General features: G+C 71.0%; 22 protein-coding genes. 13 read left to right on the plus strand and 9 right to left on the minus strand.

Features of this window, described 5'->3' with window-relative positions; genetic code table 11:
• A complete protein-coding gene (locus tag O1Q96_RS11265; protein WP_269253566.1) occupies positions 1-855 on the minus strand; it encodes a class I SAM-dependent methyltransferase in 855 nt (284 codons plus the stop codon).
• A 421-nt stretch (positions 856-1,276) separates the two neighbouring features.
• On the opposite strand from O1Q96_RS11265, the gene rpsA reads away from it, so the two are divergent.
• The 4 genes from rpsA to O1Q96_RS11285 all read left to right on the plus strand — a co-directional run bounded on the left by rpsA (position 1,277) and on the right by O1Q96_RS11285 (position 5,417).
• Positions 1,277-2,788 carry a 30S ribosomal protein S1 gene (gene rpsA, locus O1Q96_RS11270; protein WP_269248034.1) on the plus strand — a complete coding sequence of 504 codons (1,512 nt, stop codon included), beginning with the start codon at positions 1,277-1,279 and terminating at the stop codon, positions 2,786-2,788.
• Positions 2,789-3,183: 395 nt separating this feature from the next.
• Positions 3,184-4,122 (plus strand): PAC2 family protein, encoded by a 939-nt coding sequence (locus tag O1Q96_RS11275; RefSeq protein WP_217460215.1) that lies wholly within the window; start codon positions 3,184-3,186, stop codon positions 4,120-4,122.
• 262 nt (positions 4,123-4,384) lie between these two features.
• Positions 4,385-4,987, plus strand: a complete 603-nt coding sequence (gene coaE, locus O1Q96_RS11280) for a dephospho-CoA kinase (protein ID WP_269248035.1) — start codon at positions 4,385-4,387, stop codon at positions 4,985-4,987.
• Between the two features lie 49 nt (positions 4,988-5,036).
• Complete coding sequence (locus O1Q96_RS11285) at positions 5,037-5,417, plus strand: tetratricopeptide repeat protein (RefSeq protein WP_217460217.1); 381 nt, start codon at positions 5,037-5,039, stop codon at positions 5,415-5,417.
• Positions 5,418-5,487: 70 nt separating this feature from the next.
• Here O1Q96_RS11285 and O1Q96_RS11290 read toward each other — a convergent pair whose 3' ends face one another.
• The gene (locus O1Q96_RS11290) at positions 5,488-5,751 is read right to left on the minus strand and encodes a DUF6343 family protein (protein WP_269248036.1); all 264 of its coding nucleotides are present in this window, start codon (positions 5,749-5,751) and stop codon (positions 5,488-5,490) included.
• Positions 5,752-5,830: 79 nt separating this feature from the next.
• Here O1Q96_RS11290 and O1Q96_RS11295 point away from each other — a divergent pair, with 79 nt between their 5' ends.
• The 3 genes from O1Q96_RS11295 to O1Q96_RS11305 all read left to right on the plus strand — a co-directional run bounded on the left by O1Q96_RS11295 (position 5,831) and on the right by O1Q96_RS11305 (position 8,264).
• Positions 5,831-6,817 carry an acyltransferase domain-containing protein gene (locus O1Q96_RS11295; protein ID WP_269253567.1) on the plus strand — a complete coding sequence of 329 codons (987 nt, stop codon included), beginning with the start codon at positions 5,831-5,833 and terminating at the stop codon, positions 6,815-6,817.
• Between the two features lie 103 nt (positions 6,818-6,920).
• Positions 6,921-7,604, plus strand: coding sequence for a class I SAM-dependent methyltransferase (locus O1Q96_RS11300; protein WP_269248037.1), 684 nt, complete (start codon positions 6,921-6,923; stop codon positions 7,602-7,604).
• A 204-nt stretch (positions 7,605-7,808) separates the two neighbouring features.
• The gene (locus O1Q96_RS11305) at positions 7,809-8,264 is read left to right on the plus strand and encodes a DoxX family protein (protein ID WP_269248038.1); all 456 of its coding nucleotides are present in this window, start codon (positions 7,809-7,811) and stop codon (positions 8,262-8,264) included.
• A 146-nt stretch (positions 8,265-8,410) separates the two neighbouring features.
• Here O1Q96_RS11305 and O1Q96_RS11310 read toward each other — a convergent pair whose 3' ends face one another.
• Positions 8,411-8,929 carry an RNA-binding S4 domain-containing protein gene (locus tag O1Q96_RS11310; RefSeq protein ID WP_269248039.1) on the minus strand — a complete coding sequence of 173 codons (519 nt, stop codon included), beginning with the start codon at positions 8,927-8,929 and terminating at the stop codon, positions 8,411-8,413.
• 86 nt (positions 8,930-9,015) lie between these two features.
• Here O1Q96_RS11310 and O1Q96_RS11315 point away from each other — a divergent pair, with 86 nt between their 5' ends.
• A complete protein-coding gene (locus O1Q96_RS11315; protein WP_269248040.1) occupies positions 9,016-9,741 on the plus strand; it encodes a uracil-DNA glycosylase in 726 nt (241 codons plus the stop codon).
• 9 nt (positions 9,742-9,750) lie between these two features.
• Complete coding sequence (locus O1Q96_RS11320; protein WP_269248041.1) at positions 9,751-10,782, plus strand: alpha/beta fold hydrolase; 1,032 nt, start codon at positions 9,751-9,753, stop codon at positions 10,780-10,782.
• On the opposite strand, the gene O1Q96_RS11325 is transcribed toward O1Q96_RS11320, so the two are convergent.
• Together O1Q96_RS11325 and O1Q96_RS11330 are read right to left on the minus strand one after the other, a co-directional pair.
• Positions 10,779-11,186 carry a (2Fe-2S) ferredoxin domain-containing protein gene (locus O1Q96_RS11325; protein WP_269248042.1) on the minus strand — a complete coding sequence of 136 codons (408 nt, stop codon included), beginning with the start codon at positions 11,184-11,186 and terminating at the stop codon, positions 10,779-10,781. The genes O1Q96_RS11320 and O1Q96_RS11325 overlap by 4 nt on opposite strands.
• Positions 11,183-11,977 (minus strand): GntR family transcriptional regulator, encoded by a 795-nt coding sequence (locus O1Q96_RS11330; RefSeq protein ID WP_269248043.1) that lies wholly within the window; start codon positions 11,975-11,977, stop codon positions 11,183-11,185. The genes O1Q96_RS11325 and O1Q96_RS11330 overlap by 4 nt, the downstream gene beginning before the upstream one ends.
• A 266-nt stretch (positions 11,978-12,243) precedes the next feature.
• Here O1Q96_RS11330 and O1Q96_RS11335 point away from each other — a divergent pair, with 266 nt between their 5' ends.
• From O1Q96_RS11335 to O1Q96_RS11345, 3 genes are all read left to right on the plus strand, one after another.
• Complete coding sequence (locus O1Q96_RS11335; protein WP_269248044.1) at positions 12,244-13,728, plus strand: NCS1 family nucleobase:cation symporter-1; 1,485 nt, start codon at positions 12,244-12,246, stop codon at positions 13,726-13,728.
• A gap of 2 nt (positions 13,729-13,730) precedes the next feature.
• Positions 13,731-14,447: an aspartate/glutamate racemase family protein gene (locus O1Q96_RS11340; RefSeq protein ID WP_269248045.1), complete on the plus strand. Its 717-nt coding sequence runs from the start codon at positions 13,731-13,733 to the stop codon at positions 14,445-14,447.
• Positions 14,448-14,584: 137 nt separating this feature from the next.
• Complete coding sequence (locus O1Q96_RS11345; RefSeq protein ID WP_331276035.1) at positions 14,585-15,862, plus strand: glycoside hydrolase family 6 protein; 1,278 nt, start codon at positions 14,585-14,587, stop codon at positions 15,860-15,862.
• Positions 15,863-15,907: 45 nt separating this feature from the next.
• Here the strand turns inward: O1Q96_RS11345 and O1Q96_RS11350 are convergent, their stop codons facing one another.
• Positions 15,908-16,774, minus strand: a complete 867-nt coding sequence (locus O1Q96_RS11350; protein WP_269248046.1) for a sugar phosphate isomerase/epimerase family protein — start codon at positions 16,772-16,774, stop codon at positions 15,908-15,910.
• On the minus strand, positions 16,771-17,796 hold the full coding sequence (locus tag O1Q96_RS11355) for a Gfo/Idh/MocA family oxidoreductase (protein WP_269248047.1): 1,026 nt from the start codon (positions 17,794-17,796) through the stop codon (positions 16,771-16,773). The genes O1Q96_RS11350 and O1Q96_RS11355 overlap by 4 nt, the downstream gene beginning before the upstream one ends.
• Positions 17,797-18,064: 268 nt before the next feature.
• Here O1Q96_RS11355 and O1Q96_RS11360 point away from each other — a divergent pair, with 268 nt between their 5' ends.
• Positions 18,065-19,066 carry a LacI family DNA-binding transcriptional regulator gene (locus O1Q96_RS11360; protein WP_269253569.1) on the plus strand — a complete coding sequence of 334 codons (1,002 nt, stop codon included), beginning with the start codon at positions 18,065-18,067 and terminating at the stop codon, positions 19,064-19,066.
• Positions 19,067-19,201: 135 nt separating this feature from the next.
• Here O1Q96_RS11360 and O1Q96_RS11365 read toward each other — a convergent pair whose 3' ends face one another.
• Both O1Q96_RS11365 and O1Q96_RS11370 read right to left on the minus strand, forming a co-directional pair.
• Positions 19,202-19,909: a gamma carbonic anhydrase family protein gene (locus tag O1Q96_RS11365; protein ID WP_269248048.1), complete on the minus strand. Its 708-nt coding sequence runs from the start codon at positions 19,907-19,909 to the stop codon at positions 19,202-19,204.
• Positions 19,910-19,918: 9 nt separating this feature from the next.
• Positions 19,919-20,395: a RidA family protein gene (locus O1Q96_RS11370; protein WP_269248049.1), complete on the minus strand. Its 477-nt coding sequence runs from the start codon at positions 20,393-20,395 to the stop codon at positions 19,919-19,921.
• Between the last annotated feature and the right edge of the window lie 53 nt (positions 20,396-20,448).

Consider the following 20,448-nt stretch of genomic DNA (forward strand, 5'->3'; position numbering starts at 1 on the left):
TCAGTCTCTCCCCCGGCCTCCGGCCGGCGGTGCCCCCGTCTCGCTTCGCTCGCACACGAAGATCGCCGTGCCCGGGATCAGGTTTCCCCGCAGGGGGGACCAGCCGCCCCACTCCTGGGTGTTCCAGGCAGGCCACTCCGGCTCGACCAGGTCGACCAGCCGGAAACCGCCCGCCACGACGTCCCGGACACGGTCGCCGACCGTCCTGTGGTGCTCGACGTACACGGCGTTCCCCTCCTCGTCCTGCTCCACGTACGGAGTGCGGTCGAAGTAGGAGGCGGCCACGCTCAGACCCTCGGGTCCCGGTTCGTCGGGGAAGGCCCAGCGGACCGGGTGGGTGACGGAGAAGACGAACCGGCCGCCCGGGCGCAGCACCCGGCGCACCTCCCGGAGGACCCTCACGGGCTCGGCGACGAACGGCAGCGCTCCGTACGCGGAGCACGCCAGGTCGAAGGAGCCGTCCGCGAAGGGCAGCGCCGTGGCGTCCGCCTCCACGAGCCGGACGGTGTCGGCGCCGATCCGCAGGGCGTGCTGGAGCTGGCGGTGGGAAAGGTCCAGAGCGACCGGGCGGGCACCCTGGGCGGCCAGCCAGCGCGAGCACTGGGCGGCGCCCGCGCCGATCTCCAGGACGTCCTTCCCCTTCAGTTCCTCCATCGGGCCGAGCAGCTCGGCCTCGATCTCGTCGAGGCCCTCGGGACACCACACGAAACGGTCGTCGCCGAGAAACGTGCCGTGCTCGACCTGGTAGTCGTCCGCGTTCCGGTCCCACCAGCCACGGTTGGCCCGGGAGCTCTCGGAGCCCCCCGCCTCCCGCCGGGTCGCCTCGGGCTCGGACTGTTCGGGCTCTTGGATGATCGGCTCCCTCGTATTAACCTGCGGACTCTTCCGTACGACCCGCTCCGGCGGGTTGTCACGGAAGAGGGCCCCAAGATCCGTGTGGACTCGTGGCGTTGTCCGATGTGCGGCTGCCGTCGCGTGGGTTCTGTGCCGGGTATGCGGCGATCCGCCCCGGGTGTGCGCCTTCGCGCATTGACCCTGTCCGGCTGCCCCCGTATGCTACAAGTTGCGCTGCGGGCCTGCGCTCCTCAGACGTAGCAGGCTGCGCTCGCATCTGTATGTATGACCCCTCGGTTGTCGAGGCGCCACCGGCGGTGTTCTTCGTGAACACCATCCGGATCTGGCGCTTCCTTGGCTGTCCGGCCTTGTACAGAGCGAAACGGGCTCCCGGCGTAAGCAGTACCTACGACTCACTGTCCGTACCGGAGCCCTTTCCCACATGACGAGCAGCACCGAGACCACCTCTACCACTCCGCAGGTAGCGGTCAACGACATCGGTAACGAGGAAGCCTTCCTCGCCGCGATCGACGAGACGATCAAGTACTTCAACGACGGCGACATCGTCGACGGCGTCATCGTGAAGGTCGACCGGGACGAGGTCCTGCTCGACATCGGTTACAAGACCGAAGGTGTCATCCCGAGCCGCGAGCTCTCGATCAAGCACGACGTCGACCCGAACGAGGTCGTCAAGGTCGGCGACGAGATCGAAGCCCTTGTTCTCCAGAAGGAGGACAAGGAAGGCCGCCTGATCCTCTCGAAGAAGCGCGCCCAGTACGAGCGCGCCTGGGGCACCATCGAGAAGATCAAGGAAGAGGACGGCATCGTCACCGGCACCGTCATCGAGGTCGTCAAGGGTGGTCTCATCCTTGACATCGGCCTCCGTGGCTTCCTGCCGGCTTCCCTCGTTGAGATGCGCCGTGTCCGCGACCTCCAGCCCTACGTGGGCAAGGAGCTCGAGGCCAAGATCATCGAGCTGGACAAGAACCGCAACAACGTGGTCCTGTCCCGCCGTGCCTGGCTGGAGCAGACCCAGTCCGAGGTCCGCCAGACGTTCCTCACCACCCTGCAGAAGGGTCAGGTCCGTTCCGGCGTCGTCTCCTCGATCGTCAACTTCGGTGCCTTCGTGGACCTGGGTGGCGTCGACGGTCTGGTGCACGTCTCGGAGCTCTCCTGGAAGCACATCGACCACCCCTCCGAGGTTGTCGAGGTTGGCCAGGAAGTCACCGTCGAGGTCCTCGACGTCGACATGGACCGCGAGCGTGTCTCCCTGTCGCTGAAGGCGACGCAGGAAGACCCGTGGCAGCAGTTCGCGCGCACGCACCAGATCGGCCAGGTCGTGCCCGGCAAGGTCACGAAGCTGGTTCCGTTCGGTGCGTTCGTCCGCGTGGACGAGGGCATCGAGGGTCTGGTCCACATCTCCGAGCTGGCCGAGCGCCACGTGGAGATCCCGGAGCAGGTCGTCCAGGTCAACGACGAGATCTTCGTCAAGGTCATCGACATCGACCTCGAGCGTCGTCGCATCAGCCTCTCGCTGAAGCAGGCCAACGAGGCCTTCGGTGCCGACCCGGCCTCGGTCGACTTCGACCCGACGCTGTACGGCATGGCCGCGTCGTACGACGACCAGGGCAACTACATCTACCCCGAGGGCTTCGACCCCGAGACCAACGACTGGCTCGAGGGCTTCGAGTCCCAGCGTGAGGTGTGGGAGACGCAGTACGCCGAGGCGCAGACCCGCTTCGAGCAGCACCAGGCTCAGGTCATCAAGTCCCGCGAGGCGGACGCCCAGGCCGAGGCCGAGGGTGTCACCACCCCGGGTGCGGCTCCGGCCGCCTCCAGCGGTGCCGGTGGCGGCGGTTCGTACTCCTCGGAGTCGGACGACAACTCCGGCGCCCTGGCGTCGGACGAGGCCCTGGCTGCTCTCCGCGAGAAGCTCGCCGGCGGCCAGAGCTGAAAGCTCACCGCCAGCGGTAGCTAGCTGGTAACCGAGGGCCCGCACCCACTTGGGTGCGGGCCCTCGGTGCGTTGTCCCGCCCACCGTTTCGCGGGCTCTCGCGTCCGCCCCCGTGCTGTCCGGCGGGCCCCGCGCCCGTGCGGTGACGCGTCCCTCCACCACGCGATGACGGCCCTTTGGGCGTGCTCGCGCCGGGAGTTGCCCACACACGGCCACCGCCTTGGTCCGGCCTTGATGCGAACCGGCGCACGTGCGTGCGGCCGTCGTCGCACGCACGTGTGTGCTCGTCGTGGGCATGAGATGCCGGTAAGAGGGGACAGCGAAGCGACGTGAACCGGGAATGCCCGTGTCCTGGCCCGCGTTGTTGAGTACGAACACGAGGAGGAGCGGTCACAGTGCTTGATCCGCAGGGTTTGTACGCGTGGGAGCCGAAGGGCCTGGCAGTCGTCGACATGGCGCTCGCCCAGGAGTCGGCCGGTCTTGTCATGCTCTACCACTTCGACGGATACATCGACGCGGGCGAGACCGGCGACCAGATCGTCGACAGGCTGCTCGACTCGCTGCCCCACCAGGTCGTGGCCCGCTTCGACCACGACCGGCTCGTGGACTACCGCGCCCGCCGCCCGCTGCTGACGTTCAAGCGCGACCGCTGGGCCGAGTACGAGGAGCCGACGCTGGAGGTGCGGCTCGTCCAGGACGCCACGGGCGCGCCCTTCCTGCTGCTCTCCGGACCCGAACCGGACGTGGAGTGGGAGCGCTTCGCGGCGGCCGTCCAGCAGATCGTGGAGCGCCTCGGCGTACGTCTGTCCGTGAACTTCCACGGCATCCCCATGGGCGTCCCGCACACCCGCCCCGTGGGCCTCACCCCGCACGGCAACCGCACGGACCTCGTCCCCGGCCACCGCAGCCCCTTCGACGAGGCACAGGTTCCGGGCAGCGCCGAGGCACTGGTCGAGTACCGCCTCATGGAGGCAGGGCACGACATCCTGGGGGTCGCCGCGCACGTGCCGCACTACATCGCCCGCTCCCCGTACCCGGACGCCGCACTGACCGTCATGGAGGCGATCACCGCCGCGACCGGCCTGGTCCTGCCGGGGATCGCGCACGGACTGCGCACCGAGGCACACCGCACACAGACCGAGATCGACCGGCAGATCCAGGAGGGCGACGAGGAGCTCGTCGCACTCGTCCAGGGACTGGAGCACCAGTACGACGCCGCGGCGGGCTCCGAGACGCGGGGCAACATGCTCGCGGAGCCGGTGGACATCCCGTCGGCGGACGAGATCGGCCTCGAGTTCGAGCGGTTCCTCGCCGAGCGGGAGGGCGACGCCTAGGGGGTTTCTGGTGGATCTCCGTGGAAGGAGGAGCGGCGTCCGGTGCGTGCTCTCGGCGTGCCGGGCGCAGGCCCGCGTACTGGACGTACTTGGGTCTGTGCCCGGTGCGACGAGAGTGCGTGCCGGGCGTCGTGACGCCGCGGAGATCCATCAGAAGCCCCCTAGGCGCCCCCCCCGCGAGAAGCGCGGTCCTCGGCGACCAGCGTGCGGCCCGCGCGGCCCCGCCGGGGCGCCGTCGGTGGCGGGCCCTAAGCTTCTCGGCATGCTGAAGGTGGGCCTGACCGGCGGGATCGGCGCCGGCAAGAGCGAGGTGTCGCGGCTGCTCGTGGAGCACGGCGCCGTGCTGATCGACGCGGACAGGATCGCGCGGGAGGTCGTCGCGCCGGGGACACCCGGGCTGGCGGCGGTCGTCGACGCCTTCGGCGAGGACGTGCTCGCCGCGGACGGCAGCCTCGACCGGCCGAAGCTCGGCTCGATCGTCTTCGCGGACGCGGAGAAGCTCGCCGTGCTGAACTCGATCGTGCACCCGCTGGTGGGTGCCCGTTCCCGCGAGCTCGAAGAAGCGGCCTCCGCGGACTCCGTGGTGGTGCACGACGTGCCCCTGCTCACGGAGAACGGCCTCGCCCCGCTGTACGACCTCGTGATCGTGGTCGACGCGAGCACCGGGACCCAGCTCGACCGTCTCGTCCGGCTGCGCGGCATGACCGAGGAGGACGCGCGCGCCAGGATGGCGGCCCAGGCCACCCGCGAGCAGCGCCGCGAGATCGCGGACGTCGTCATCGACAACGACGTGCCACTCGATGCGCTGCGGCGGCGGGTACACGACGTGTGGACGGACCTCGTGCGGCGGGCGGCCTCGGAATAGCGGGTGCCTTCGAGGCGTTGATTCCCTGCAGTGAGGGAAGGACTCTGCCGTGCCCGAGACCAGCGGATTCGCCGGACGTACTCCGGAGACGCATGTCATCGACTTCCGTGCCGCCGAGCAGTTGCTCGCCGCGCGGGACCCCAGGGGCGCGGTCAAGCTGCTCGACGGAGTCATCGCCGCGTACCCGGAGAACACGGCGGCACGGCTGCTGCGGGCGCGCGCCTTCTTCGCCGCGGCGCAACTGCGGCCCGCCGAGCTGGAGTTCACCATCGTCCTGGAGCGCGAACCGGACAACGCGTTCGCGCACTTCGCACTCGCCCGCACCTACGAGCGCTCCGGACGGCCCGAGCAGGCCAGACGGCATTTCCGGCTCGCGGCGGCTCTGGACCCACAGCCGGAGTACCTGACCGCGGCACGGTTCGACTCCTGAGCCCGGCCCGCTCCTGAACCCGCCCGGCCTGCCCCGGTGCCAGGTCGGCGGCCCGGACCGACGACCCGCCCTACACGCGGTGCTCCGGCGGCGAGTACGGCGGGATGTCGCGGCCGGGCTGGTAGTGCGGTCCCTGGCGGAGATGCCTGAGGATCATCGTCAGGTCGACGGTGACGACCAGCCACAGCACGCCACAGGCGACCGCCCAGCCGGGACGCCCGACCAGGGCGAACGCGGCCGTCCCGATGATCGCCCACACCAGGCCCCACACACTGAGCCACAGGCGAGCCCGCAGCGCACTGCGCGCGGTCGTGGGTTCACTGCCTGTACGCATGGGGACCACTGCTCCTACGGAAAAACGTACTCTTCGTGGTGCACGTTCACCAAGGGACGGACGAACGGGAGCGGCTGTGCTGCTGGTGGAGGAGCTGCGGGCGGACGAGAAGCTCGCCCGGTGGCTGAGGGACCTGGAGAACGAGGGCGAACCGCGTACGGATGCGGGCCTGCCGGACGCGGTCGAGCTGCCTGACCTGCTGCTCGACCTGTCCGTGCCGCACGAGCACGTCAACGAACTCGTCTCACTGCGCGCCCGGCTGGCGGCGGACCCGGAGGCGATGGCGTTGCTCAGGAGGTGCGTCGACCGGTTCGTCCGTGACATGGGGGAGGTCGGCAAGGGGTGGGAACCGCCGGTGTTCCCGGAGTCCACCGGGGCGCTCGGCCGCACCTTCCACGTGTTCGTCTTCATCGCCGCGCTGCCGTACGTGCGCGCCTACCACCGGCAGCGGGACATGCCGGCGGACGTCTCGCGGCGCACCCTCGCCGACCTGGGCCGGCACCTGGCCGTGCACGCCAGGCGGACCGGCACGATCGGGCTGCAGGTGCCGTGGTGGATCGCTCTGCACTTCCACGGCGAGCTGTACCAACTCGGGCGGCTGCAGTTCCAGCGCGCTCGGCTGGGCGGGCACACCGGGCGGGCGGCCTCGGCCGCGGGGCTCGGCACGGGCCCCGGCGAGCTCTGTCTGAGCCTGCACATCGCCGACTTCCGGGGGCCCCTGTCGCCGGAGGCCTGCGACCGGTCCCTGGACCTGGCCCGGGAGTTCTTCGCGCGCCACTACCCGGACGAGCACTACGAGGTGGCGGTCTGCCACTCCTGGCTGCTCGACCCGCAACTGAAGCGGTATCTGCCGGCCGACTCCAACATCGTGCGCTTCCAGGAGCGGTTCAAGGTCGCCCACGAGGAGACGAAGGCGGACGACAAGGCACCCGTCGGGTTCGTCTTCGGCGACCCCGAGCTGCCCGTGGAGGACCTTCCGCGGCGGACCGGGGTCGAGCGCGCGGTGGGCGACCACCTGCGGGCGGGTGGCCACTGGTACGGCGGGCAGGGCTGGTTCGCGTTGTAGCCGAAAGTTCCCGGCCGGATCGCCGTTCACCCGGACGGGTGGAAGGGGCCGGGGCGGGAACGGGGCGGCGGGCACGAGCCGTTGGGCTGATATGACGATCGAGATGCGTGAGGGATACGAGGGGACTGGACCCGGCGCCATCACGCCGGACGGCTGCGCGGTGGAGCTGTACTCGCGACTGCCCGTGCAGGACGAGCCGGACATCATCGCCTCGGCCGTGCCGGCGGGAGCGCACATTCTCGAACTGGGCTGCGGGGTGGGGCGGATGACCCATCCGCTCCTGGAGCGGGGATTCACCGTGACGGCCGTGGACGAGTCCGCCGAGATGCTGGAGCGGGTGCGTGGGACGCGCACGATACGCGGCGCGATCGAGACGCTCGACCTGGGGGAGAGATTCGATGTGGTGATGCTCGCGTCGTTCCTCGTGCACAGCGGGGACACCGAGGTGCGGCGCGGCATGCTGGACGTGTGCCGACGCCATGTCGCGGACGGCGGTTGTGTGTTGATTCAGCGCGAGGGCGAGAACTACCACACCGATCTGCCGCGCGAGCGGGTCGATCCGAGCGGGTTCACGATCCGCATGCTGTCCGCGGAGCCCGTCGGGGACGGGGTCAATTCGGTGCGGGCGGAGTATGTGTTCCCGGACGCCGTGTGGACGCAGACGTTCCTCGCCCGGCCGCTCACCAAGGAGGAGTTCGAGGAGGCGTTGGGCGAGGCGGGGCTGAGAGTCGACAGGTATCTGACGGAGGACCGGGTCTGGGTACGGGCGGTGCCTGTGGCGGCGTGAGGTCCCGAGGGGGTGTCGTGCGCGGGGATGTCATGAGGAGGGGGCGGGAGAGGGGTGTCGCGAGCGCGAGGGTGTCCTGAGGCGGGCCGTGCCGTCGTGCCACGCACCTTGCCTGGAGCAGTGCTGCCGTGAGGCGATGAGTTTCGGGCGGCGGGGCGGTCTGTCCCTCTGACAGCAACGCGCCCCGCTTCACAGGAGATCCCCATGTCCGAGACCACCGTTCCCGTCGCCTCCGCCCCGGCCCGCACCGTCGTCGCCGAGTCCGCGACCGCCCGCGGCCGCCGTGCCCGCCTCGCACTGCGAGGGCTGCAGGTGCTGCTCGCGCTCTTCTACGTGATCGCGAGCGCGGTGCCCAAGCTCGTCGCGCACTCCTCGGCGGTCGAGTCGTTCGACGAGATCGGCTGGGGCAGCGCCGGGATGTACACCATCGGTCTCCTCGAACTGGCCGGCGGCATAGCGCTGGTGATCCCCGTACTGGCCTCCGTGGCAGCCGTCTCGCTGAGCGCGCTGATGGTGGGTGCGTTCATCACGCAGATCGCCGTGTTCGACGGGGAGTACGCGGCGACCCCGCTCATCCTGATCGTGCCGCTCGCGCTGATCGCCTGGGCACGACGGGGGCAGGCCGCGGAGCTGCCGAGGCTGGTCCGGCGTCGGTCCTGAGCACGGAGCCCGGACGGCGTCCGGCGGGCCTCCCAGCCCTGCCGGACGCCGCGCCGCGCGGTGCCTCTCCGAAGTCCGGCACTCGGAAGACCGCCCTCGGCACGAGTCCAGGCCGGGCAAACAGCCGTGCGGCTCCGCCGCAGGTGTCAGGGTGCCTTCGGGGTGCCGTCGGGCGAGCCGATGCCACGGAGGCGTTCCAGGTCGCGGCGGTCGCGCTTGGTGGGGCGGCCCGTGCCCCGGTCCCGGATGCCCGCGGGGGCGACGGCCTCGCGGGGCGGTGGCGGAGGGCTGTTGTCGACATAGCACTCGGCGGCGACCGGAGCCCCGACCCGCTTGCGGATCACGCGTTTCACGACGACGATCCGCTCCCGGTCCGCGTGCCGCAGGCGTACCTCGTCGCCGACGCGGACGGCGTACGCGGGCTTGACCCGCTCGCCGTTCACCCGGACGTGACCGCCGCGGCAGGCCGTGGCGCCCGCGGAACGGGTTTTCACGAGGCGGACGGACCAGATCCAGCTGTCGACACGCACGGTCTCACCGCTCGTGGGCGCGGCCGCCTTCGCGACGGCCACGGCATCTGCATCGGTCACGGCATCGGCGGAGCCGGCCGCGCCCGGCCCGTCGTCCTCGTGCCGCGCCGCGTTCCCCTGAGTCCCTGAAGCCATGGTCCGACCATAGCCCTCGGCGGGCGCCCGGTCGGAGTCGTTTTCCCTCGCTTCGGTCCGCCCTTGCCCAGGCATACCGTGGTGGCATGGATCAGGACCGCAGCCTGGCCGGGCTGGACGAACGGATCGCCGGATGCCGGGCCTGCCCGCGGCTGGTCGATTGGCGGGAGGAGGTCGCCCGCACCAAGCGGGCCGCCTTCGCCGACTGGACGTACTGGGGCCGCCCGGTGCCGGGTTTCGGACCGCCGGACGCCTCCCTGCTGGTGGTCGGGCTCGCTCCCGCGGCGCACGGCGGGAACCGGACCGGGCGGATGTTCACGGGAGACCGGTCCGGAGACGTGTTGTACGCGGCGCTGCACGACGTGGGTCTCGCGTCGCAGCCCACGTCCGAGAGCGCCGACGACGGGCTGGCCCTGTACGGCGTCCGCGTCACGTCGCCCGTGCACTGCGCGCCGCCCGCCAACAAGCCGACGCCCGAGGAGCGGAACACCTGCCGCCCGTGGCTGGTGAGCGAGCTGCGACTGCTGAGGCCCACGCTCCGCGCGGTCGTCGTGCTCGGCGGTTTCGGCTGGCAGGCAGCGCTGCCCGCGTTCGCCGAGGCGGGGTGGCAGGTGCCCCGGCCCCGGCCGGCCTTCGCCCACGGGGCGCGGGTCGAGCTGGAGGGCCCGGATCGGCCGCTGGAGCTCTTCGGGTGCTTCCACGTCAGCCAGCGCAACACCTTCACCGGCCGGCTGACCCCCCAGATGCTGCGGGACGTGCTGCGTACGGCGGCTCGGACGGCGGGACTGCCGACCGTCCAGCAGGCGGGCTAGGGTCGCGCGATGAGCCCGTATCCGGAGATCGAACCGTATGACCACGGCATGCTCGACGTCGGTGACGGCAACCTTGTGTACTGGGAGGTGTGCGGGAACCCTCGGGGAAAGCCCGCGGTGGTGCTGCACGGTGGGCCCGGATCCGGCTGCGGCCCCTATTTCCGGCGCTACTTCGACCCGGCCGCGTACCGCATAGTCCTGCTCGACCAGCGCGGCTGCGGACGCTCGACGCCGCACGCGAGCGCGTACGAGACGGACATGAGCGTCAACACGACGGCGCGGCTGATCGGTGATCTGGAGCTGCTGCGGCGGGAGTTGGGCATCGAGCGATGGCTCGTGTGGGGTGTCTCATGGGGCTCCGTGCTCGGGCTGCGGTACGCGCAGACGCATCCCGGGGCCGTGTCGGAGCTGGTGCTCACGGGCGTGGCCACCGCGTCCAGTGCCGAAGTGGACCTCCTCACGAGGGGACTTGGGCAGATCTTCCCCGAGGCCTTCGAGCGGTTCCTCGCCGAGCTGCCCAAGGACGAGCGCGACGGGAACCTGGCGGCCGCGTACAACCGGCTGATCGAGTCCCCGGACCCGGAGGTGCGAGCCCGGGCCGCGCGCGCCTGGACCGACTGGGAGACGGCGATCGTTCCCGCTCCGCCGCGGTCGGTGGAGCGGTACGAGGACCCGGTGTTCCGCCTGGCCTTCGCCCGCACCGTCACCCACTACTTCGGCAACGACCACTTCCTGGCGGACGGCAACGGCGACGGCGACCGAGACGGACAGGGGAAGGGCAAGGGCGGTGGTGACGGTGGAGGAGGAGCCCAGGCCGTCGTGCTGCGCGATGCCCCGCTCCTCAGAGGCATTCCCGGCACTCTCGTCCAGGGGAGCCTCGACCTCGGGAACCTCCTCGGCACCGTGTGGCGGCTCCACCACGCCTGGCCCGGCAGCGAGTTGACAGTCGTCGACGACGTGGGACACAACGCGGGCGCGGCCGGCGTGGTCGACGCCCTGGTCGCGGCCACCGACAGGTACGCGGCCCGTGGAACCCCCTAGCGGCGCGCCCGGTCCCGTTCGCCCGCCGACTGCACGAACTGCAGCTCCAGGGTCGCCGGGGGAGCGGTGACGCCGGGCCCGCCGGCCTCCACCCAGCGCAGTATCTCGTCGGTGCAGTCGTCGCCCATCGACCAGCCGATCCACACGGCCCGGCCACCACGCCTGCGGCCCTCACCCGAGGGCTGTACGACGATGATGTTGGCCTGGTCGCAGGGGCCGAGGCAGTCCGTCGTACGGACCGCGAGGCGGCCGCCGGAGGCCTCGGCGGCGGCACGCAACCGGTCCAGCTGCCAGTCGTGGTCGTAGCCGGGGTACTTGCGCGCGTCGCCGCAGCAGCAGCCGCGGCAGACGACGAGCGTGCAGGGCCGGTTCCTTGCGGCACCGATCGCCGTACGGACAGTCACACTTCTCCTTCGGAATCGGTACCGGAGCCGCTGCCCGGGACCGCGATGCCTGTGCCAGTGCCTGTGCCAGTGCCCGTGCCCGTGCCGGTGTCTGCGCCTGGGCCCTTGTCTTCGCCTGGTCCCATGTCCGCGTCCCTGCCGGAGTTGGTGTCGCCGAAGAGGTGGCGGACGGTCGAGCGGTAGTTGGCCTGGACGTGGGCCAGGGCGTGTGAGCGGGCCCGCTCACGGTCGCCCGAGGCGATGGCCTCGTACAGCTCGCGGTGTTCGGCGAGAAGTTGGGGCCATTCCTCGTTCTGGCGGGTGAGCCAGCGCAGCCGGCCGTCGACCGGTTCCATCACGGAGATCAGCAGGCTGTTCCCTGCCATCGCCAGAATCCGGTCGTGGAAACGGGTGTTGACGTCCGTGATCGCCTCCGCGTCGTCGGCGTCGGTCGCGTCCGCCGCACGGTCGAGGAGTTCCTCCAGCTCGGCCAGGTCGGCGCGGGTGGCGCGCTGGGCGGCCAGACCGGTGGCGTACACCTCGAGTGCCTCGCGGAGTTCGAAGAGTTCGGCGACGTCCGCGGGGGTCAGCCGGCGCACGACCGTGCGACGCGGGGTCTCGAAGTGGACGAACCCCTCGGCGACCAGGGCGCGGATCGCCTCACGGACCGGCACGCGGGAGACCCCGAACCGCTCGGCCAGCTCACGCTCGACCAACCGGTCGCCGGGCAGCAGCCGCCCGGCGATGATCTCCTGCCGCAGCGAGCTGAGCACCCGCTCGCGTACCGCCCCCAGCGGTTCCACCGTCGTCATGCGTCCATCCTCGCCGACGCCGGGACTGTTTTACCGAGCTGTAACCGTACGGACATGGCCAGAAGTCACCGATGGCGGGAGCATGACCACAGTTTGGTATACCAAAAAGGCTCGACCTGCTTCCCGCGGCCCCGTCCTCCACCACCCACCGCACTGGCCGTCATCCACCGCCGCGCCCGCCCGTCGCCCCCCGCCGTCCCCGTCCCGTCCACCGTTCCGCCCTCGTCCCTCAGTCCTCCCGTCGTTCTCCCGCTCATGGAGGCTTTGTGTCCCTCGCCGATCCCGCCGCTGCCACCGGCGCGCCAGCGTTCGTCCCCGATCCCCGGCTCACCAACGAGGACCTCGCGCCCGCGGGCAAGCGCAACTGGAAGGTCTTCGACCTCTTCGCCATGTGGATGTCCGACGTCCACAACCTCGGCAACTACACGTTCGCGGCCGGCCTGCTGGTGCTCGGCATGAACGTCTGGCAGATCTTCACCTCCCTGCTCGTCGGCTTCGTGCTCATCTACGTCGGCATGAACTGGATGGGCAAGATCGGACAGCGCCACGGCGTGCCCTTCCCGGTCATCAGCCGCATCAGCTTCGGTGTCTGGGGCGCCAACATCCCGGCCCTGATCAGGGCCGTCATCGCCATCATGTGGTACGGCATCCAGACCTATTTGGCCTCCGTCGCCGTCAACATCATGCTGCTCGCGGCCTGGCCCGGCCTCGAGTCCTGGACCCACAACTCCTTCCTCGGCCTCGACGCACTCGGCTGGCTGTCGTTCGTCTCGCTGTGGCTCGTCCAGGCACTGATCATCAGTCAGGGAATGGAGTCCGTACGGAAGTTCCAGGACTTCTGCGGGCCGGCGATCTGGCTGGTGATGATCGTCCTCGCCATCTGGATCCTCGCGAAGGCCGGCTGGACCATCTCGCTCACCTCGACCCCGAACCCGGTCTCCGTGGGTGAGCAGTGGCGGCAGTGGTTCGGCGCGATCGGGCTGATCCTCGCCACGTACGGCACGCTGATGCTCAACTTCTGCGACTTCTCGCGCTTCGCGCCCAGCTACAAGACGGTCAAGCGCGGCAACTTCTGGGGTCTGCCGATCAACTCGACGGCCTTCGTCATCGTGTCGGTCATCGTCACGGCCGGTTCCATCGAGGTGTTCGGCAAGGCCATCACCGACCCCGCCCACCTCGTCGCCGAGATCGGCAACAAGTGGGTCCTGATCCTGGGCGCGCTGACCTTCGCCATCGCCACCATGGGCGTCAACATCGTCGCCAACTTCGTCTCCCCCGCCTACGACCTGGCCAACGTCTGGCCGCAGAAGATCACCTTCAGGATCGGCGGCATGATCAGCACGGTGGCCGCGCTGGTCGTGACCCCGTGGAACCTCTTCTCCAACCCCACGGTCGTCAACTACTTCCTGGGCGGCCTCGGCGCCTTCCTGGGCCCGCTGTTCGGCGTGATCATGCTCGACTACTTCTGGGTGAAGCACGGCCGCATCGACGTCGACGAACTGTTCAACGCCCGGCCCGGCTCCCGCTACTACTACCGCAAGGGCGTCAACCCCAAGGCCCTGTGGGCGTTCCTGCCCGCGGCCGGTGTCTCCGCGGTGCTCGCCCTCGTGACGACCTTCAGCGAGGTCGCCCCGTACTCCTGGTTCATCGGGACGGCGCTGGCCGCCGGACTGTACGCGCTGCTGTGCCGCTCCGAGCGCGCCGCCACGGCCCCCGCCGCCGAGCCGGGCCCGACTCCCTTGGAGGGCTGAGCGTGCGGATCGTCGTCACCAACTGCAACACGACGCAGGGGATGACCGAGGAGATCGTGCGAGGTGCCCGGGCCGCGGCAGGCCCGGGCACCACCGTGCTCGGACTCACCCCCACGTGGGGGCCCGAGTCCGCGGAGGGCTGGCTCGACAGCTATCTGTCGGCAGCCGCCGTCCTCGACACCCTGCGGACGTACCAAGGGCCCTACGAAGCCGTCGTCATGGCCGGATTCGGGGAGCACGGGCGCGAGGGCGTACGGGAACTCGTGGACGTACCCGTCGTCGACATCACCGAGGCGGCGGCCCATCTCGCGTGCCTGCTCGGGCGGCGGTACGGGGTCGTCACCACGTTGGAGCGCTCGGCCGGGCAGATCGAGGACAGCCTGTACACGGCGGGGGTCGCCCAGAACTGTGCGGTCGTCGTGGGCACGGGGCTGGGTGTTCTCGACCTGGGCGATGCCGAGCGCACGGAAGCGGCCTTCGTCGCCGCGGCCGAACGCGCCCGGGACGCCGGCGCCGAGGTCCTGGTGCTCGGATGCGCCGGGATGACCGGTCTGCAGCGGGCCGTGGGGGAGAAGCTGGGGCTGCCGGTCGTCGACGGGGTCGGCGCGGCGGTGAAGCTCGCCGAGTCGCTCGTATCGCTCGGGCTCACGACGAGCCGCGCGGGCGGTTACGCGAAGCCGCTGCCGAAGCGGCGGACCTGGGCGCCGCCGTCGGAGTGATTCCGGGTGCCGCGGATGCGGCGGGCGGGGCGGCGGATCGCGGGTGAAGCAGACTCCGGGAAGGGCGCCGGCGTGCGAGCCGGCGGCCTACGGACGAGTCGCCGCCGTTGCCGTCGGCGGTGGGAACGGAGTCGGTCGTGGCCGCATCTGTCGGTGCCCGTGTCCGGGTGTTCGCCGTCACGCTCGTCGCCATGGGGGCGGCCGCTTCGGCGGTGCTGTGGGGCGGTGGGGCTCCGGGAGCGGACGCCTCCGCGAGTGTGCGTGGCTGGGGTGTCGACCTGGGCGTCGGCTCCGGTGCCGTCGCCCGCGTCGCCGCCCAGGCCGGGCCGCCCTTCTGGCCGGCCGCGGGACCCGCGGTCGGATCGGGCGCCCGCTCGGACGGCGGTCCGGGCGTCGGCCCGGCCGGTCGCGGGGAGCCCCGAGTGGCCGGGACCGGGAAGGGAGAGGGGAGCGGGGCCGGGGCCGACGCCCTGAACGGAACCGGGGGCGAAGCCCGGCGCACGGTCCGGAGCAGCGCCGACAGTGGCTCGGAGCAGGCGGCCCCGGAGGTTTCCTTCTGGGTCGACCCCGAGTCACGTGCCGCCGGACAGGCCGCCGAATGGCGTCGTACGGGACGAGAGGCCGACGCTCTGCTGATGGAGCGGATCGCCACCCGTCCCCAGGCCGATTGGCTGAACGGGCCCGAGCCGCGCGCGGTCGTGGAGGCCCGGACCACCGCCGCCGCACGGGAAGGGCGTACGGCCGTACTCGTCGCCTACTACATCCCGCACCGCGACTGCGGCTCCTACTCGGGCGGCGGAGCCTGGAGTGCGTCGGGATACCGGGAGTGGGTCGACGAGTTCGCGGCGGGGATCGGCGACCGGAGCGCGTACGTGATCGTCGAACCGGACGCCGTGGCGCAGACGGTGGCGGGCTGTGGACGTGTGGTGCCGGAGGAGAGGTACGCGCTGCTGGCGTACGCGGTGGACCGGTTCAAGCGACAGCCCAACACCCGCGTCTACCTCGACGCGGGCAACGCGACCTGGCACCCGGACACGTCACGGCTGGTCGAGCCGCTGAAGGAGTCGGGTATCGCGCATGCTGACGGCTTCGCCTTGAACGTCTCCAACTTCCAGACGGACGCTGTCAGTTCGGCGTACGGCGACCTGCTGTCCGCGGCGCTCGGCGGCAAGCACTTCGTGATCGACAGCAGCCGTAACGGCAACGGCCCGCACGACGGCACGGAGGCCTGGTGCAACCCGCCGGGCCGGGCCCTGGGCACGGCGCCGGCCGCCGCCACGGGTGCGCCCCTGATCGACGCCTACCTGTGGATCAAGCGCCCGGGCGAGTCGGACGGCACCTGCCGGGGCGGACCGGCCGCCGGGCAGTGGTGGCCGTCGTACGCGTTGGAGCTGGCCCGCAACGCCCTCGGATGATCTGCGAGTTGGGGAGGGAGGGGGGCCAGGGGACATCGGCGGGTGTCAGCCGGAGAGCTCCTTGGTGATGCGGTCGAGCATGAAGGCCGAGGACTCGCGTGCCCGTTCCTCCCAGGCGAAGACGCAGGCTGTGGCGACGCCGTCGAAGTCCAGCTCGCGCAGAGTGGCGAAGAAGACGTCCCAGTCGACCTCGCCCTGCCCGATGTCCAGGTGCTGGTGGATGCGGGCGGCGGTGCCGGGCGGGTTGAGGATGTAGCGCAGCCCGGAGGAGCCCTTGTGGTTGAAGGAGTCGGCGATGTGCACGTGCTGGAGCTTGTCGCCGGCGTAGCGCATCATCGCCGCGATGTCCGCCGTCGGGTCGGCGCCGGAGAGGTGGAAGGTGTGCGGGGCGCAGTAGAGGTAGTTCACCCAGGGCTTGTTGACGGCGCGGACCAGGTCCACGGCCGGGGTGTTCTCCTCGCAGAAGTCGTCCGGGTGGGCCTCCAGGTTGAGCGCGATGCCCTCGCGCTCGAACACCGGCAGCAGTTCCTCCATCGAGCGCCAGAACGCGGCCTCGCTCTCGGCGGCCCGTTCGGGGCGGCCGTTGAACTCCGAGTTCATCAGGGGGCAGTCGAGTTCGGCGGTGATCTCGATCATCCGCTTCCAGTACCGCACGGCGGTCCGCCGTTCGGCCTCGTCGGGCGACGACCACTTGTACAGCGGCAGCACGGAGGCAAGCTGCACCCCGTGCGTGCGGAGGGACCGCTTGAGGTGCGCGACGCGCTCGTCGTCCGCCCGGGGGTGCAGGAAGAACGGCATGAAGTCGTCGCGCGGCGACAACTCGATGTGGCTGTAGCCGAGTTCGGCGACCGTGCGGACCATCTCTTCCAGGGGAAGGGCCCGGAGCATGTAGGGGTCGAGGGCGATCTTCACGCGGTGCCTCCGGTTGCGTAGAGGGCCGGGCGGGGCTTCATGTCCACGGTGACGACGGTGCCGTCGGATTCCAGTGAGCGGACGGCGGCGTCCGTGATGACGGTGGCGGCGTAGCCGTCCCAGGCACTCGGGCCGGTGGGCGCCGCGCCGGCTTCGACGGCTGCGATCCACTCGCGGAACTCGGTGTCGAACGCGTCGGCGAAGCGGCCCTTCCAGTCCTGGAGCACGGGGGTGCTGTGCAGTCCGGCGGTACGGATTTCCACGGCGGCCGGGTCGGGCAGCCGGACCAGGCCGTCCTCGCCGACGGTCTCGCACTGGATGTCGTAGCCGTACTGGCAGTTGACGAAGACCTCAAGGTCGATGCGGACGCCGCCGGCGGTCTCGAAGAGCATGATCTGCGGGTCCTTGAGGTGCTCGAACCGCTTGCTCGTGGCGCGTGGGGTGAGAACCTGCGCGGAGACGATCTCGTCGTCGAGCAGCCAGCGCAGCACGTCGATCTCGTGGACGGCGGTGTCCTGAGCGGCCATCGCCGAGCGGTAGGCGTCCGGCACGGTCGGGTTGCGGTGCGCGCAGTGCACGATCAGCGGGGCGCCGATGGTTCCGGCCGCGATGACCTCCCTCATCCGCCGGTAGCCGGTGTCGAAGCGGCGCATGAAGCCGACCTGGACCAGTCGGCGGCCGTGTGCGCGCTCGGCCTCCACGATCCGCAGGCAGTCGTCGGCGGTCGTGGCGAGGGGCTTCTCGCAGAACACCGGCTTCCCGGCGCCGATCGCGGCCAGTACGTGCTCCGCGTGGGTGGGGCCCCAGGAGGTGACGAGCACGGCGTCCACCTCGGGAGATCCGACCAGGTCGGCGCCGGTCGACAGCGCGACGGCGCCGACGCGCGCGGCGACCTCCTCCGCACGGGCCGCGTCGATGTCCGTCACCGCGGTGACCCGTGCCGCGGTGACGACGTCGGTGAGCCGCCGGATGTGGTCCTGGCCGATCATTCCGGCACCGATGACACCTACACGCACAGTCATGGTCGGATCCTTCGTTCCAAAGCTCCGGAGTCCCGGAACCCCGCGGGCGACGGACGGGTTCGGGAGTGTACTGTCGCGCTCTACTAGCGCGCTCTAGTGCGAGTACGATGGCCCCTGTTCAAATGTCATGTCAATAGGTGGTCGCCGAAGGATTCGTGTCCTCCGCGTCATCCGTGGGGCGGGGAGGAGGCGCGGAAGGATGGAGCCACAGGTGGGCGTATCGGGTACGGGGCGGGATGACGGCGCGACGGCGGGACGGCGCCCCACCATGTCGGACGTCGCCGCGAAGGCGGGCGTCTCCCGGGCGCTGGTCTCGATCGTCTTCCGCGGTCGGCCGGGGGCCGGCCAGGAGACGCGCGACCGGGTGCTGCGCGTGGCCGACGAGATCGGCTACCGGCCCGACAGCGCGGCCCGGCTGCTCGCCCGGGGCCGCAGTCGCACGCTCGGCGTGGTCCTCACCGTCCACCAGACCTTCCAGGCGGACCTGGTCGAGGGCATCTACCCGGAGGCCGAGCGGCTCGGCTACGACGTGCTGCTGTCCGCGCACGCCCCGGGACGCGACGAGGGCAAAGTGGTCGAAGCGCTGCTCAGCCACCGCTGCGAGGCGCTGATCCTGCTCGGTCCGGCCTCCGACCCCGACCGCCTCGACGCGCTGGGGCACCGCACCGTCGCCGTCTCGGTCGGCCGGCACCTCCCCGGGGTGCACGTCGACAGTGTCCACACCGCCGAGACGAAGGGGGTGCGGCAGGCCATCGGTCACCTCGTCGAGCTCGGGCACCGGCGGATCGCCCACGTCGACGGCGGCCGCGACCCGGGGTCCGCCGAGCGCCGCCGCGCCTATCGTGCCGCGATGCGCAGACACGGCCTGGCCGAGGAGATCCGGGTGATCCCCGGCGCCCACACGGAGCAGGCGGGCGTCGAGGCCGGACGCCTGCTGATCGCCGAGGCCGAACGCTCCGGCCGGACGGCGCTGCCCACGGCGATCCTCGCGGGCAACGACCGTTGTGCGATGGGCCTGTTGATCACCTTCGCCCGGGCGGGTGTCGAGGTGCCGGACGAGGTGTCGGTCGTCGGCTACGACGACAGCCACCTGTCGCACCTGATGCCGATCGGCCTGACGACGGTCCGTCAGGACGCCGCGCTCATGGCGGAGTACGCGGTGCGGTTCGCCGTGGAGCGGTTGGAGAACCCGAACCTGGGACCGCGGGAGGCTGTACTGGATCCGAAGCTGGTGGTACGGGGGAGCAGCGGGGTGCCCCGGGTCGGGTGACGGGCGTGGTGCGGGTGCGGGCACGGGTGTGGCCGCGGGCGCTGGGCCGAAGTCGACGGGGCGGGTCCGACGGGTCGGGCCCGGAGAGCCGGGTCCGATGGGCCTGGCCCGATGGGCCTCGCCGTCGGGCGCGTCTCAGGTGGCTGCCGACTGGCTGGCCGACGGCGGCTGATCACCCGGCTCGCGGTCGTCCGGCTCGTGGTCGTCCGGTTCGCGGTCGGCCGCTTCCCGGTCGTCGAGTTCCTGGTTGTCCAGTTCGCGGTCGTCCAGGTGGGCGCTGTAGAAGTCGCTCTGGCGCACCATGATGTCCCGCATGGAGGTGCCGCGGGGAACTCCGTAGACCGTTCCCGGGAAGTCCAGATCCCTTTGCACCTCCCACAGTTCGTCGTGCTGGTCGGGTGAGAAGAGCCGGGCCTGCGGGGCGCCGGCCGCGATCCACCCGATGGGTACGACCGTGCCGGGCGGCAGGACCGAGTTCACCTGCAGCACGCTGTTGATCCGCAGCTCCGAACCGGCGCCCACGACGGCTCCGGGGAAGACGGAGGCTCCGGTGGCCACGAAGACCTCGTCCTCGATCCGGGCGCCGTTCACGTGGGCGTGCGGGCCGATGAGGACGGCGTTCCCGATGAGCGCGGGGTGGCGTCGGCGGCCCCGCACGAGGGCGTTCTCCATGACGACGACGTCCGCGCCGGTCCGTACCTCGCCGTCCTCCGCCGTGAGCACGGCGCCGTGCAGCACACGGGCGCGCTCGCCGAGGACGACGGCGCCGCAGAGGACCGCCGACGGGGCGACGTAGGCGGAGGCGGGGACGACGGGGCGCTGCCCGCGGTGTTCGATCAGCATCCGCCGACTTTAGGCCTGGTTCGACGACTCTTGGCCGGTGCCGGTGCCGGTGCCGGTGCCGGTGCCGGCGTCGGTCCCAGGGGCCGGGTCCGGGACCACGGCTGTCGCCGTGATCTCCACCAGCTGGCCCGGGTAACCGAGGCAGGCGACACCGAGGAGGGTGGAGGAGTGCGGGCCGACGCTGAGACGGGAGGCTTCCACGACGTCCCAGACCTGGGAGAGCACCGCGGTGTCGGCGCTCACGACATACACGTCGGTGTACGCGACGTACTCGAAGTCACTGCCGACCGCCCGGAGTTGCTCACCCAGGTTGGCGATCACCTGCTCGGCCTGCCGTACGGGATCGCCCGGGCCGACCAGCTCGCCGTCGGCGTTGAGGGGCACGGATCCGGCGAGGAGCGCGAGACGCGTACCGGGCTCGACCACGGAGGCATGGGAGTAGGTGGGCGGTGCGAAGAGGGTGGGAACGGTGACGCGCTTCAGCATAGGTGGCCTCCCGCGGGCGGATCGGTGGGTGCTGTCGTGCAACCCCGCCGATG

Origin of the sequence: Streptomyces aurantiacus (assembly GCF_027107535.1) — a bacterium.
Classification (GTDB): Bacteria; Actinomycetota; Actinomycetes; order Streptomycetales; family Streptomycetaceae; genus Streptomyces.